At 70.4% G+C, this 13,911-nt stretch carries 11 protein-coding genes; 5 read left to right on the forward strand and 6 right to left on the reverse strand.

Annotation, left to right across the window (positions count from 1 at the left end; all coding sequences use genetic code 11):
• Positions 1-10 precede the first annotated feature (10 nt).
• Positions 11-1,336, reverse strand: coding sequence for a DUF2252 domain-containing protein (locus tag ACQHII_RS35095; RefSeq protein ID WP_427923035.1), 1,326 nt, complete (start codon positions 1,334-1,336; stop codon positions 11-13).
• A 187-nt stretch (positions 1,337-1,523) separates the two neighbouring features.
• On the opposite strand from ACQHII_RS35095, the gene dnaE reads away from it, so the two are divergent.
• Entirely contained in the window at positions 1,524-5,063 is a 3,540-nt protein-coding gene (gene dnaE / locus ACQHII_RS35100; RefSeq protein ID WP_427923036.1) for a DNA polymerase III subunit alpha, read from the forward strand.
• 83 nt (positions 5,064-5,146) lie between these two features.
• On the opposite strand, the gene ACQHII_RS35105 is transcribed toward dnaE, so the two are convergent.
• Positions 5,147-5,311 carry a hypothetical protein gene (locus ACQHII_RS35105; protein ID WP_019067731.1) on the reverse strand — a complete coding sequence of 55 codons (165 nt, stop codon included), beginning with the start codon at positions 5,309-5,311 and terminating at the stop codon, positions 5,147-5,149.
• 225 nt (positions 5,312-5,536) lie between these two features.
• Here ACQHII_RS35105 and ACQHII_RS35110 point away from each other — a divergent pair, with 225 nt between their 5' ends.
• The 4 genes from ACQHII_RS35110 to ACQHII_RS35125 all read left to right on the forward strand — a co-directional run bounded on the left by ACQHII_RS35110 (position 5,537) and on the right by ACQHII_RS35125 (position 9,472).
• The gene (locus tag ACQHII_RS35110; RefSeq protein ID WP_427923037.1) at positions 5,537-6,760 is read left to right on the forward strand and encodes an NYN domain-containing protein; all 1,224 of its coding nucleotides are present in this window, start codon (positions 5,537-5,539) and stop codon (positions 6,758-6,760) included.
• 124 nt (positions 6,761-6,884) lie between these two features.
• Positions 6,885-7,856, forward strand: coding sequence for an ABC transporter ATP-binding protein (locus tag ACQHII_RS35115; RefSeq protein WP_427925479.1), 972 nt, complete (start codon positions 6,885-6,887; stop codon positions 7,854-7,856).
• A gap of 64 nt (positions 7,857-7,920) precedes the next feature.
• Positions 7,921-8,748 carry an ABC transporter permease gene (locus ACQHII_RS35120; RefSeq protein WP_427923038.1) on the forward strand — a complete coding sequence of 276 codons (828 nt, stop codon included), beginning with the start codon at positions 7,921-7,923 and terminating at the stop codon, positions 8,746-8,748.
• A gap of 34 nt (positions 8,749-8,782) precedes the next feature.
• Positions 8,783-9,472: a DUF2567 domain-containing protein gene (locus ACQHII_RS35125; protein ID WP_427923039.1), complete on the forward strand. Its 690-nt coding sequence runs from the start codon at positions 8,783-8,785 to the stop codon at positions 9,470-9,472.
• Positions 9,473-9,692: 220 nt separating this feature from the next.
• Here ACQHII_RS35125 and ybaK read toward each other — a convergent pair whose 3' ends face one another.
• From ybaK to ACQHII_RS35145, 4 genes are all read right to left on the reverse strand, one after another.
• Positions 9,693-10,205, reverse strand: a complete 513-nt coding sequence (ybaK, locus tag ACQHII_RS35130; RefSeq protein WP_427923040.1) for a Cys-tRNA(Pro) deacylase — start codon at positions 10,203-10,205, stop codon at positions 9,693-9,695.
• 8 nt (positions 10,206-10,213) lie between these two features.
• The gene (locus tag ACQHII_RS35135; RefSeq protein ID WP_427923041.1) at positions 10,214-10,957 is read right to left on the reverse strand and encodes an LON peptidase substrate-binding domain-containing protein; all 744 of its coding nucleotides are present in this window, start codon (positions 10,955-10,957) and stop codon (positions 10,214-10,216) included.
• Between the two features lie 11 nt (positions 10,958-10,968).
• A complete protein-coding gene (locus ACQHII_RS35140; RefSeq protein ID WP_427923042.1) occupies positions 10,969-12,102 on the reverse strand; it encodes a hypothetical protein in 1,134 nt (377 codons plus the stop codon).
• A gap of 127 nt (positions 12,103-12,229) precedes the next feature.
• Complete coding sequence (locus ACQHII_RS35145) at positions 12,230-13,807, reverse strand: oxidoreductase (protein ID WP_427923043.1); 1,578 nt, start codon at positions 13,805-13,807, stop codon at positions 12,230-12,232.
• Positions 13,808-13,911: the final 104 nt, after the last annotated feature.

Consider the following 13,911-nt stretch of genomic DNA (forward strand, 5'->3'; position numbering starts at 1 on the left):
GTACGGATGGTTACAGACCCGGAATCCGGCCGTTGCGGAACAGGTCGACGAAGATCTGGTGGTCACCGCGCGCGCGTGTGCCGTAGTCGTGCGCGAAGTCCACGAGCACGCCCGCGAAGCCGTCCTCGTCGGCCGCGATCGCCGCGTCGATGGCCCGCTCGGTGGAGAACGGCACCAGGGACTCCCCGGACTGGTCGTCGGCCGCCGCGTGCATGGTGGCCGTGGCCCGCCCGAGGTCGGCGACGACGGCGGCGATCTCCTCCGGGTCGTCGATGTCGCTCCAGTCCAGGTCCACCGCGTACGGCGACACCTCGGCGACCAGCTGCCCCGAGCCGTCCAGCTCGGTCCAGCCCAGCCACGGGTCCGCGTGCGCCTGGAGGGCGCGCTGCGAGATCACCGTGCGGTGGCCCTCGTGCTGGAAGTAGTCCCGGATCGCCGCGTCCGTGATGTGCCGCGAGACGGCCGGCGTCTGGGCCTGCTTGATGTAGATCACGACGTCGTTCTCCAGGGCGTCGCTGTTGCCCTCAAGGAGGATGTTGTACGACGGCAGCCCCGCCGAGCCGATGCCGATCCCGCGGCGGCCGACGACGTCCTTCACGCGGTACGAGTCCGGGCGGTCCAGGGAGGACTCGGGGAGCGTCTCCAGGTAGCCGTCGAAGGCCGCGAGGACCTTGTAGCGGGTGGCCGCGTCCAGCTCGATGGAGCCGCCGCCCGACGCGAACCGGCGCTCGTAGTCGCGGATCTCCGTCATCGAGTCCAGCAGCTCGAAGCGGGTCAGCGAGCGGGCCGTGCGCAGCGCGCCCAGCAGCGGGCCGTCGGCCGTGTCCAGAGTGAACGGCGGCACCTCGTCGCTCTTCGCGCCGGTCGCCAGCGCGTGCACCCGCTCGCGGTAGGCGCCCGCGTAGATCTTCACCAGCTCGGTGATCTGCTCGTCGCTGAGCGCCTTCGCGTACCCGAGGAGCGCAATGGAGGCCGCGAAGCGCTTCAGGTCCCAGGTGAACGGGCCGACGTACGCCTCGTCGAAGTCGTTGACGTTGAAGACCAGGCGGCCGTTGGAGTCCATGTACGTGCCGAAGTTCTCGGCGTGCAGGTCGCCGTGGATCCACACGCGCGAGGTGCGGTCGTCCAGGTACGGGCCGCCGCGCTTCTCGGCATCGAGGTCGTGGTAGAAGAGGGCCGCCGTGCCCCGGTAGAAGGCGAAGGCGGAGGCCGCCATCTTCCGGAACTTCACGCGGAACGCGGCCGGGTCGGCGGCCAGGAGCTCGCCGAAGGCGGTGTCGAAGACGGCGAGGATCTCCTCGCCGCGGTGCTCGTCGTTGAGCTGCGGAACCGACATCGCTCTGTGCCTCCTGGTACGGGTGGTACGTGACATGTGACGGGTCTGTCGTCACCTTCCAACGCTCGAAGGTACGTGGGAGTGCCCGCCTTGTGTCAGTGGGCAGGCATAGGATTCGGTCTCGTCCCCCCAGACCGTCCGCTGCTCTTTGTCGATCGTTTCCCCTGTTATCCCTGGAGGCCAAGCCGTGTCAAAGCCGCCGTTCACGCACCTGCATGTCCACACCCAGTACTCGCTGCTGGACGGTGCCGCGCGGCTGAAGGACATGTTCAACGCGTGCAACGAGATGGGCATGACCCACATCGCGATGTCCGACCACGGCAACCTCCACGGGGCGTACGACTTCTTCCACACGGCGAAGAAGGCGGGCGTCACGCCGATCATCGGCATCGAGGCGTACGTCGCCCCCGAGTCCCGGCGGAACAAGCGCAAGATCCAGTGGGGCCAGCCGCACCAGAAGCGCGACGACGTGTCCGGTTCCGGTGGTTACACCCACAAGACGATCTGGGCGGCGAACAAGACGGGCCTGCACAACCTCTTCAAGCTCTCCTCGGACGCGTACGCCGAGGGCTGGCTCCAGAAGTGGCCGCGCATGGACAAGGAGACCATCTCCCAGTGGTCCGAGGGGCTCATCGCCTCCACCGGCTGCCCCTCGGGCGAACTCCAGACCAGGCTGCGCCTCGGGCAGGAGGAAGAGGCCCTGAAGGCGGCGGCCGAGTACCAGGACATCTTCGGCAAGGACCGCTACTTCCTGGAGCTGATGGACCACGGCATCGAGATCGAACGCCGGGTCCGTGACGGCCTGTTGGACATCGGCCGCAAGCTCGGCATCCCGCCCCTGGTGACGAACGACTCGCATTACACGTACGCGCACGAGGCGACCGCCCACGACGCCCTGCTCTGCATCCAGACCGGCAAGAACCTCTCCGACCCGGACCGCTTCCGCTTCGACGGCACCGGCTACTACCTGAAGTCCACCGACGAGATGTACGCCGTGGACTCCTCGGACGCCTGGCAGGAGGGCTGCCGCAACACCCTCCTGGTCGCCGAACAGATCGACACCACCGGCATGTTCGAGGCCAAGAACCTCATGCCGAAATTCGACATCCCGGACGGCTACACCGAGGTCACCTGGTTCAAGGAGGAAGTGCGCCTCGGCATGGAGCGCCGCTTCCCCGGCGGCGTCCCCGACGACCGCCAGAAGCAGGTCGACTACGAGCTGGACGTCATCATCCAGATGGGCTTCCCGGGCTACTTCCTCGTGGTCGCCGACTTCATCATGTGGGCCAAGAACAACGGCATCGCGGTCGGCCCCGGCCGAGGCTCCGCGGCCGGCTCGATCGTCGCGTACGCCCTGGGCATCACCGACCTCGACCCGATCCCGCACGGCCTGATCTTCGAGCGGTTCCTCAACCCCGAGCGCGTCTCCATGCCCGATGTCGACATCGACTTCGACGAGCGCCGACGCGTCGAGGTGATCAGGTACGTGACGGAGAAGTACGGCGCCGACAAGGTCGCCATGATCGGCACCTACGGCAAGATCAAGGCCAAGAACGCGATCAAGGACTCCGCGCGCGTGCTGGGCTACCCGTACGCGATGGGCGACCGGCTCACCAAGGCGATGCCCGCCGACGTCCTCGGCAAGGGCATCGACCTCTCGGGCATCACCGACCCCAAGCACCCGCGCTACGGCGAGGCGGGCGAGATCCGCGGGATGTACGAGAACGAGCCGGACGTCAAGAAGGTCATCGACACCGCCAAGGGCGTCGAGGGCCTGGTCCGGCAGATGGGTGTGCACGCCGCCGGCGTCATCATGTCCAGCGAGCCCATCGTCGACCACGCCCCGATCTGGGTGCGGCACACGGACGGCGTGACCATCACGCAGTGGGACTACCCGCAGTGCGAGTCGCTCGGCCTGATCAAGATGGACTTCCTGGGGCTGCGCAACCTCACGATCATGGACGACGCCGTGAAGATGGTGAAGTCCAACAAGGGCATCGACCTGGAGATGCTCGCCCTCCCGCTGGACGACCCGGCGACGTACGAACTGCTGTGCCGCGGCGACACGTTGGGCGTGTTCCAGTTCGACGGCGGTCCGATGCGATCGCTGCTGCGCCAGATGCAGCCCGACAACTTCGAGGACATCTCCGCCGTCTCGGCCCTCTACCGGCCCGGCCCGATGGGCATGAACTCGCACATCAACTACGCCGAGCGCAAGAACAAGCGCCAGGAGATCACCCCGATCCACAAGGAGCTGGAGGAGCCCCTTGAGGAGGTCCTCGCGGTGACCTACGGGCTGATCGTGTACCAGGAGCAGGTGCAGAAGGCTGCCCAGATCGTCGCCGGTTACTCGCTCGGCGAGGCCGACATCCTGCGCCGCGTGATGGGCAAGAAGAAGCCCGAGGAACTGGCGAAGAACTTCACCATCTACCAGGCGGGCGCCCGGAAGAACGGCTACAGCGACGAGGCGATCCAGGGCCTGTGGGACGTCCTGGTCCCCTTCGCCGGCTACGCGTTCAACAAGGCGCACTCCGCCGCGTACGGCCTGGTCTCGTACTGGACCGCCTACCTGAAGGCCAACTACCCGGCCGAGTACATGGCGGCGCTCCTCACCTCGGTCAAGGACGACAAGGACAAGTCCGCGATCTACCTGAACGAGTGCCGGCGCATGAAGATCAAGGTGCTCCCGCCGAACGTCAACGAGTCGGTGCACAACTTCGCCGCCCAGGGCGACGACGTGATCCTCTTCGGCCTGGAGGCCGTCCGCAACGTCGGTACGAACGTGGTCGACTCGATCATCAGGTCCCGCAAGGCGAAGGGGAAGTACGCCTCGTTCCCCGACTACCTGGACAAGGTCGAGGCCGCCGCCTGCAACAAGCGCACCACCGAATCCCTCATCAAGGCAGGCGCGTTCGACACCCTCGGGCACACCCGCAAGGGCCTGACCGCGCACTTCGAGCCGATGATCGACAACGTGGTGGCGGTCAAGCGCAAGGAGGCCGAGGGACAGTTCGACCTCTTCGGCGGCATGGGCGAGGAGGACACCAGCGAGCCCGGCTTCGGACTCGACGTGGAGTTCACCACCGACGAGTGGGAGAAGACCTATCTCCTCGCCCAGGAGCGGGAGATGCTCGGCCTGTACGTCTCCGACCACCCGCTGTTCGGCCTGGAGCACGTGCTGTCCGACAAGGCCGACGCGGGCATCGCCCAGCTCACCGGAGGTGAGCACGCGGACGGCGCGGTCGTCACCATCGGCGGCATCATCTCGGGCCTCCAGCGCAAGATGACCAAGCAGGGCAACGCCTGGGCGATCGCCACCGTCGAGGACCTCGCGGGCTCCATCGAGTGCATGTTCTTCCCGGCGACCTACCAGCTGATCTCGACCCAACTCGTCGAGGACACCATCGTGTTCGTCAAGGGCCGCCTCGACAAGCGCGAGGACGTGCCCCGCCTGGTCGCCATGGAGATGCAGGTCCCGGACGTGTCGAACGTGGGCACCAACGCGCCCGTGATCCTCACCATCCCGGCGACCAGGGTCACCCCGCCCATGGTCAGCAGGCTCGGCGAGATCCTCAGCCACCACCGCGGCGACAGCGAGGTCCGCATCAGGCTCCAGGGCCCCACCAAGACGACGGTCCTGCGCCTGGACCGGCACCGGGTCAAGCCCGACCCGGCCCTGTTCGGCGACCTGAAGGTGCTGCTCGGCCCGGCCTGCCTGGCGGGCTGAGCAACGGACTCGCAGAAGTGACTGAGGGGCGCATCCGCCAACGGATGCGCCCCTCAGTCACTCAACGACCCTTGATACGGGCCTCAGTTGTGGCCGAAGCGCTTCTGTTTGCCCTTGCGGGCCATGTCGCTCGGCGTCGCCTGGGATATGCGCTGTTCGGCCTGTGCCTCCATCGAGGACGACGTGGCCTGCTCCTGGGCGCGCTCCGACTGCGGCTGCTTACGGTCACGGTGCTTGTTCTTGGCCATGGTGATCTGCCTCCTGAGGGGGATCTAGGGGCCAGAGACGCGACCAGATTCACATAGGCTGACGAAGAACGCATTTCGGATAATTACCGTGTGTGACATGGTTGATGCGAGAGAGAAGCCCCGAAACGCCACGCCGAAGATCGAGTTCGGGCCGTTAACCCCTGCGCGGTCGGGCAGACTCGAAGCAAGCCCGAAGCACAACCGACCGGGAAGAGGGTGAGTCGCGTGGACCGCTGCATCGTCCTGGTGGACGCCGGGTATCTGCTGGGGGCGGCGGCCAGTCTCCTCGCCGGAGAGCCCTCGCGTTCCCGGATCACCGTCGATCACGCCGCCCTCATCCAGGGCCTGCGCGAGCGCGCCGAGTCCGACACGGAGCGGCCCCTGCTCCGCATCTACTGGTTCGACGGCGCCCCCGACCGCGTCCCGCAGCCCGAGCACCGCAGGCTGCGCGTGATGCCCCGCGTGACCGTCCGCCTCGGCGCCCTGACCCGCAGCGACGGCCGCTGGGCGCAGAAGGGCGTCGACGCCGCCATGCACGCCGAACTGACCGAGCTGGCCCGCAACCGCGCCTGCTCCGACGTCGTCCTCGTCACCGGCGACGGCGACCTGCTGCCGGGCATGATGGCCGCCAAGGAGCACGGCGTCGCCGTACACCTGTGGGCCGTGCAGGCCGCCGACGGGGACTACAACCAGTCCGAGGACCTGGTCGCCGAGGCCGACGAGCGGCGGGTGCTGGACCGGACGTGGATCACCAAGGCCGTACGGGCGAAGGACCTCGGCGGGGTGTGCGCGCCGCAGCCCGTGCCCCGGCCGGAGATCGCGGCGATCCTGTCCGCGCCGCTGCCCGAGTCGGCGCCGGCGACACGTGAGCGGCCCGTCGAGGACGGCGAGCACGCGGCCGCCGAGGCGGGTTCGGAGAACGGCACGCAGGAGCGGGTGCCCGCGCCCAAGGGCGTGCCCACCCCGAAGGACCTGGCGAGCCTGAAGGCCCCGGGGGCCGCCGCGCCGGCGCAGCATCCCGCGAGCGCGACCCTGCGCTGGTCCTCCGACAAAGGGTGGGTCGACCGGCCGGGCGGGGCCGCCGAGCCGCCCGAGGTCGCCTCGATGCCGACGCTGGCGCAGCTGACCACCGCCGAGCAGCGCTGGGCCGACCGCGAGGAGGACATCACCACGGTCGGCGGCGACCCCTTCGAGGTCGGGCAGGTGTTCGCCCGCCGGTGGATGGGCCGCCTCGGCGACCAGGGCGCCCACCTGCAGAAACTCTCCGGAATGTACCCCCGCGTCCCGCACCGCATCGACGGGGAACTGCTGCGCTACGCGGCCCGCTTCGGACTCCTCGCCCACAAGGACGACCAGATCGACGAGCACGACCGGTACGCGATCCGCGCCGGGTTCTGGCGCGAGATCGACGTCCGCACGGCGGCCGAGCACGCCCCCGCGGGGGATTGACGCTCTTTACCGGGGTATTTGCGGTTCTCGACCCACCCGCGAACGGGCGGGGGCCGCGGACCCCGTAGTCTCGTCCCTTGTGAGTACGCGCGCGGGACAGGCACTTCGACACGGTGGGGATGTCGTGTGCGCGGTGCGCGGACTCAGCAAGACCTACCCGGCGGTGCGCGGACGGCGCGGTGCGCCGGGCACCCCCGAGGTGCGGGCCACCGACGCGGTGACCCTCGACATCCGCCGGGGCGAGATCTTCGGACTGCTCGGACCCAACGGCGCCGGCAAGTCCACCCTCGTACGCCAGCTCACCGGGCTGATGCGGCCCGACGCCGGCAGCGTTGAGATCCTCGGGCACGACATCGTGCGCCACCCGGAGCGGGCCGCGCGGATCCTCGCCTACCTCGGCCAGGAGTCCACCGCGCTCGACGAACTGACCGTGTCCCTCGCCGCCGAGACCACCGCCCGGCTGCGCGGCCTGGACCTGCGCCAGGCTCGGGCCGAACGGGACGCCGTACTGGACGAGTTGGGTCTTACGGCCATTGCCGGACGGCCGCTCAAGAAGCTGTCCGGCGGGCAGCGGCGGCTGGCGTGTGTGGCCGCCGCGCTGGTCGGGGAGCGCCCGCTGCTGGTGCTCGACGAGCCGACCACCGGGATGGATCCGGTGGCGCGCAGGGCCGTGTGGGCCGCCGTCGACCGGCGCCGGGCCGAGCGCGGGTCCACCGTGCTGCTCGTCACCCACAACGTCATCGAGGCCGAGACGGTCCTCGACCGGGTCGCCGTTCTCGACCAGGGCCGGGTCATCGCCTGCGACAGCCCCGCCGGGCTCAAGGAACAGGTCGCCGGAGAGGTCCGGGTCGAGCTGGTGTGGCGGGAGAAGCCGCCGCTGGACGTCCCGGAGGTCGCCGCGCTGCGGGACCGGGCCGTCGAGTCCGGCCGCCGCTGGACGCTCAGGCTCGCCCCCGAGGAGGCCCGGGTGGCCGTCGCCACGGTGACCGGAGGGGCCGCCTTCGCCGCCCTGGACGACTTCACCCTGGCCACGCCCAGCCTGGAGGACGTCTATCTGACCCTGGGCGGAAACGGACAGGGGCTGGTGAAGGCATGAGTACACGAGCTGTCGTATCCGTATGGGACAGGGCGACTGCCGGCGTCGAGAGGAGCAGCGCGACGTGAGTGTCGTATCCGCCGATGTTCTGCCGAGTGGCCCGCTGGCCGTGCCACAGGCCGCCGGGGCAGGCGCTGCCGAGCTGGGGCCGAAGGCGCGGCTGTGGCCCTCGCTGGCCGCTGTGTACCGGGCGCAGCTGTCCCGGGCGCGGGTCGCGCGGATCCCGCTGCTGTTCGTGGCGACCTTCCAGTCGGTCGGCATCCTGATCATGATGCGCGGGGTCGTCGACGGCGGCAGCCACGACGCCCGGTTCGTCGTCGCGGGGTCGTCCGTGCTGGTCGTCGCCTACGTCGGGCTGAACCTCCTCGCGCAGTACTTCGGGCAGCTGCGCGGCAGCGGCGGGCTCGACCACTACGCCACCCTGCCGGTGCCGCCCGCCGCCGTCGTGCTCGGCGCCGCGGGCGCGTACGCCTCCTTCACCGTGCCGGGGACCGCGCTCACCGCTGTCTTCGGATGCGTGCTGTTCGGGCTGCCGATGGGCAACATCTGGATCCTCGCGGCGGTGATCCCGCTGGCCGGAGCCGCCCTCGCCGGGCTCGGCGCGGCTCTGGGGCTGCTTGCGCCTCGCCCCGAACTCGCCACGCTGCTCGGGCAGTTGGGCATGTCCGCTGCTTTGCTGCTGGGTGTGCTGCCGGCCGACCGGATGCCCGACGCGGTGCGGTTCCTGCGGGACCTGGTGCCCTCGACCTACGGCGTCGAGGCCTTCGCGCAGACCTTCGCGGCGCACCCCGACTGGGCGCTCGTCCTCGGTGACCTCGCCGTATGCGCCGCGGTCGGCGTCGTTTCGCTGGCCGTCGCCGCCTGGGCCTACCGCCGGGCTGCCGTCCGGTGACGCGCCGCACAGCCGGGCCTGGCACGATGGCGTTGTGACCGCACCGCTGACTCCGCCTCCGCCGCCGCGTGACCAGTCCCCGCACGACCCGTGGCAGCCGCCGGGTGACCCGGGTACCCCGGGCGCCGGATACCCCGTGCACGGCCCACAGGACGCGTCCTACGGCTCTGACGGGCCCGGAATGAAGACCGAGCTGATCGAGGCCGCCGTCGCCACGGTCGTCGTCGCGCTCGGCGGGGTGCTGCTCGGGCTGCTGTGGTGGTGGCTGGCGCCGCATGTGCCGCTGGTCGGGGACGTGGTCGACAAGAGCTGGGTCGTCTACCTCAAGGACTCCGAGGGGGAGCAGGCGGTGGGGGTGGACGGAACGTTCACTCTGCTCGCGGTGGGTTTCGGGGTGCTCAGCGCCCTCGCCGCGTTTCTGCTGCGGCGGCGTGGGGGAGTGCCGCTGGTGGTCGCGCTGACCGTGGGTGGGCTGCTGGCCTCGCTGCTCGCGTGGCGGCTGGGGATGTGGCTGGGGCCGACGAAGGACGTGCTCGCGCATGCCAAGTCCGTGGGCAAGGGGGTTACGTTCTCGGCGCCGCTGAAGTTGGGGGCGAAGGGGGCGGTGCTGGCCTGGTCCATCGCCGCGCTGGTTGTTCATCTGGGGCTGACCGCGTTGTTCGGGCCGCGGGATCCTGAGCCGCACGGTGTTCCGACCGACGGGTACGGGGCGCCGCTGTCGTAGGGGCGGGGGGTTTCTTCGCCCCCGCCGCCCCTACCCGTCCCGTCACTGGGGGCTCTGCCCCCAGACCCCCGATCGGCCCTGAAGGGGCCTCGTCCTCAAACGCCGGACGGGCTGGATATAGCCGACCCGCGTTTCTATGCCGGCCGGTGTCCGTGGTTCGAGCGGCGTTTCTTGATGCGCCACTTTCGTTTCCTGGTTTTCTTCGACATGCCCCTTGTACTTAACACGCACGGCCGATGGGGGCCAGTACTGCTGCTGTGAGGGTGGCGAGGTCGCCGGGGGAGAGTTCTACCTCCAGGCCGCGGCGGCCCGCCGAGACGCAGATCGTGGGGTGGACGGTGGCCGAGTCGTCGAGGACCGTGCGGAGTTTTTTGCGCTGGCCGAGCGGGGAGATGCCGCCGCGGACGTAGCCCGTGGTGCGTTCGGCGAGGGTCGGGTCGGCCATCGCGGCGCGCTTGCCGCCGACCGCCGCTGCCAGGGCCTTCAGGTCCAGTTGGCCTGCTACCGGGACCACGGCCACCGTCAGCGCGCCGTCCACGTCCGCGACCAGTGTTTTGAAGACGCGGTCGGGGGAGACGCCCATCGCCTCGGCCGCCTCCTCGCCGTAGGACGGGTGGGCGGGGTCGTGGTCGTAGGCGTGCACCTCGTACGGCACTCCGGCGGCCGTCAGGGCGACGGTCGCCGGGGTGCCGCCGGACTGGGGCTGTTGTTGCTTCCTGGACTTCTTCGCCATGGTGGGTCTCAGTTCAGGCTCGTCGGGTTGCGCGTCAGGTCCGAGGCGGGCAGGGACGGCAGGTTGCGGATGATGGCCGTCTCGGAGCGCAGGAGCTTCAGCTCGTCGCGCAGGCGGGAGGCGGTGTCGGGGGCCTGGAGCAGGCGTTGTTTCGTCGCCGTGTCGAGCATCATCGCGGCGGCGACCAGGTAGGAGACCACCGCCGGTTCGTCGGGGAGTTCCGCGTCGCCGGTCGACAGGGAGCGTTCGCGGGCGCCCGCGAGGCGCTTCTGGTACTGGCGGAACGCGCGTAGCACGCCCTCCGCAAAGGCGCCCGCCTCGTCGCCCTTCTCCTCGGGCAGCTCCTCCAGCTCGGCCGTCAGGAACGGGCCCGAGGCGTCGACGGTGAGCAGCCGCATCCGGGTCGTGCCCGTCGCCAGCACCTCGAAGGTGCCGTCGGCGCGCTCGCGGATGGTGGCCGCGTCGGCGACGCAGCCCACGGAGTGGAAGGCCTTGAGCGGGTCGGGGCCGAAGCCTGCCGTGGGCCCGCGTTCGGGCACGGCGGTCTGGTCCGGCATGCCCTGGGCGGTCTGGGCCACCTCGTGGCCGTCACGGATGGCGACGACGGCGAATCGGCGCGGTTCCTCCTCGGGGGTCTTGAGCAGTTCGCGCATCATGGCGCGATAGCGCTCCTCGAAAATGTTCAGAGGAAGCACGAGCCCCGGGAACAGAACCGAGTTCAGGGGGAAGAGCGGCAGCCGGACGGTGGTCACGGCGCAAAAGCCTAGTGGTCGCCGGAGCGGGCGCGACCGTCGTGCTCACTCCGTGGATACGGCGGCGCGTCCTCGAAGCCCCACGGCTGCCGCGGAACCGCCGCGAGACCGGGCGGAACCGGCCCGCCCAGGGGCAGTTGCGAGGCCACCGCGATCCGCACCCCGTCGCGCACCTCCAGGAACTGGCCGAGCGGGTCGTCCGAGATCCGGTCCCAGGGGAAGGACGTGGCGTACGGGCCGATCAGGCGCAGCTGGTCGAGGGCGTCCGGCCAGCGTTCGAGGCGGATCAGGACGTAGACCAGCAGGTTGCGGACCTCGGCGGGCCAGGGGTCGGCCGTCGCGTAGCCGACCGAGAGGGCGATCGCGAGGTCGGCCGCCGCGTCCAGCCGGGCGCGCGGCACCGCGGCGCCGCAGCCGTCGGTCAGACAGGCGAAGGCGGCCCGCACCGGCAGCGCCTGGACGAGCGAGCAGGGCAGGGCGTCCTGCGCGGCCCGTTCGGCGAAGTCGAAGCACTCGCGGTGGGAGGACCGCGAGGTGTGGGGCGTGTCGTCCCACTCGGCGCGGCAGGCGGCCGAGAGGTACTGGAGGGCGGCCACATGGCAGCCGTAGTGGTGCGGGGAGCGGCGGACCGCCTCGCCCCACAGCCGTTCGAAGGCGGCGTGTCCGGCGTGGGTGCCCCGCGCGTGGTCGAGCGCGATCCGCCAGGGCACCGGGTCGCGCGGTTCGGCCTCGGCCGCCGCGGTGATCAACGGGCCGAGTTCGCCGAGCAGTTCGGCACGGGCCGGTGACTCCCAGCAGCGGTCCACCGCCAGCTGGGCGCCGACCAGCAGCGCGTCGGGGTTGTGCGGGTCGGCTGCGCGCCAGCCGGCCAGCCACTCGGGACGGGAGCGCGCGAAGGCCGCGAGCCTGCGCGCGCAGCGGTCGCGGTCCTCCCACTCGGCGGACGCGCGGGTGGTGGCCAGCAGTTCGGCGGCCGGCCCGTACTCGCCGCGGCCGGCCGCGACCAGCGCGGGGCCGAGCCGGTCGTCGGGCGCGTCGAGGAGTACCTCGTCGTCGGCCGGCAGTCCGGCGGCGAGCCGCGAGGTGTTCCTTGCCATCCGGGCGGTACGGATGAGAGCGCGCAGCAGAGCCATGGTGCCGACCATTGAAGAACCGGGATCCGGAGTGCGCCAGACCGTTTGAGCACCCCGTGGAAAGTTGTACGCGTCTCGGTCAAGCCCCGGTAAAAGGTGACTTTTGCTCACCTGTTCGATAACTGTGCCCGGGCAGGCCCTAACCCCGCCTGAGCAGCCGGGTCGCCCCCGCCGCCACCGTCGTCGCCAGGATCCAGCCCAGCAGGATCAGCACCACCGACAGCCACTGCCAGCCCCCGTGCAACTGCCACTGGCCCACCTGCCCCAGGTCGATCACCGGCAGCAGCAGATCCAGCGCGAACAGGGCGGGACTCCACGGCGGATGCCCGCTCGGGTTCACCGGCACATGGTCCGCGTGCGCGAAGGCCAGTGAACCGGCCGCCCACAGCACCGCCATCCACACGGCGGCCCGGCCCGGCCGGTACCCGTAGGCGACCGTCCAGTCCTGCGCGAACCCCCACAGCTTGGCCGCGACGGGCAGGCTCTCCCGGCGCCGCCGCTGCTTGGCGAGCAGCACCTCGCGCGCGTCCTCGTCCTCCCCGGCGTTGCGCAGCACGGTCGCGAGCCGCTCGTACGGCTCCGGGTTGTACTCGGCGGTCGCGGCGGCCACCCAGTCGAGCCGGGCCTCCAGCGGGAACGGGCCCTGCGGTACGAGGTTCTCGTACACGAAGCCGCCCGTGTGGAGGTTGCCCGGACCCGGCCAACTGTCCTTGCCGTCGATCAGGTTGACGACCCGCGCCCCCGACAGCACCACCTTCCCGCGCTGCGGCTTCTCCCCGAGGAAGCGCAGTTCGGGCGCCTGGACCCGCAGCAGCGACAGCTCCTGGTCGTCCGTGAAGGTGAACCGGGCCCGCTCCAGGTCCACCGCGTCCCCGAACCGCCCGTCGTCCAGGCGCACTCCGCCCTGGCAGGTGAAGCGCTGGATGCGGGTCCCGCGCGCGGGTGTGGTGCCACTCAGCCACGGTCCGCCGACGCCCGCCGGGGTGAGGTACAGGGTGCGGCCGACGGTCAACTGGGGCGCGTTCAGGGCCAGTCGGGAGTACGGGTTGGCCAGCCGGGCGCCGCGCAGACTCAGCGAGACCCCGACCTTCGCGCTGCGCAGGCTCAACTCGCCGTGCGATTCGAGGAGTTCGGCCTGGAGATCCTGCCCCACGGTCATGCCGTCGGCGGCGATCGAACGGCCCGTGCGGTCCCGGTAGACGATCGCCTGGTTGAGCAGCAGATCGGTGCCGATGTGCGCGTCGGTCAGCCGTACCCCGTTGTGGAAGCGGCAGCGCGGCAGATGGAGGTCACCCTCCGTGTGCACCCGCGCCGCCTCCAGCCGCGGTACCGCGCAGTTCACCAGCCGTACGGTCTGGAAGCGGGCCTCCGGCAACAGGATCTCGTGCTCGAAGCGGCAGCCCTTCAGTTCGACGAAGGGGTGGATCGTGCCGCCCGCCAGGTCCAGGGTGCCGCTGATCCGCACTCCGGTGAGTTTCAGCGAGGCCACCCGGCCCGACAGCGCGGGCGGTCCGTCCAGCAGGAGCCAGCACACGAACCGGGCCCGTACGGTCCGCTCCGGGCCCCACGGATGGCCGCCGTGCGGATCGTCGACGACGGTGTCGCCGCTGCTCAGGTCGTACACACTGCCGTTGCGGAAGGCCTGCCACATCCCGGCCTCGGCGGCGGTCGCGTCGTCCGGCACATCCCCCGCGCGGAGGCCGGCACCCTCGGTCACTGCTCTGTCATCCCTCTCGACTGCTCACGGGTTTCGCACAGCTGTTCATGCCCGCTGAGTAACGCCCGGAACACTAGACGTACTGTGCTTTGTGGGGGGGACAC

Source organism: Streptomyces sp. cg40 (genome assembly GCF_050320165.1).
In the GTDB taxonomy this organism is placed as follows: Bacteria; Actinomycetota; Actinomycetes; order Streptomycetales; family Streptomycetaceae; genus Streptomyces; species Streptomyces hokutonensis.

Excerpts from the sequence above, each read along its gene's own strand:
- ACQHII_RS35095 (WP_427923035.1), bottom strand. The coding sequence starts at position 1,336 with ATGTCGGTTCCGCAGCTCAACGACGAGCACCGCGGCGAGGAGATCCTC.
- ACQHII_RS35105 (WP_019067731.1), bottom strand. The coding sequence starts at position 5,311 with ATGGCCAAGAACAAGCACCGTGACCGTAAGCAGCCGCAGTCGGAGCGC.
- ybaK (WP_427923040.1), bottom strand. The coding sequence starts at position 10,205 with ATGGCGAAGAAGTCCAGGAAGCAACAACAGCCCCAGTCCGGCGGCACC.
- ACQHII_RS35140 (WP_427923042.1), bottom strand. The coding sequence starts at position 12,102 with ATGGTCGGCACCATGGCTCTGCTGCGCGCTCTCATCCGTACCGCCCGG.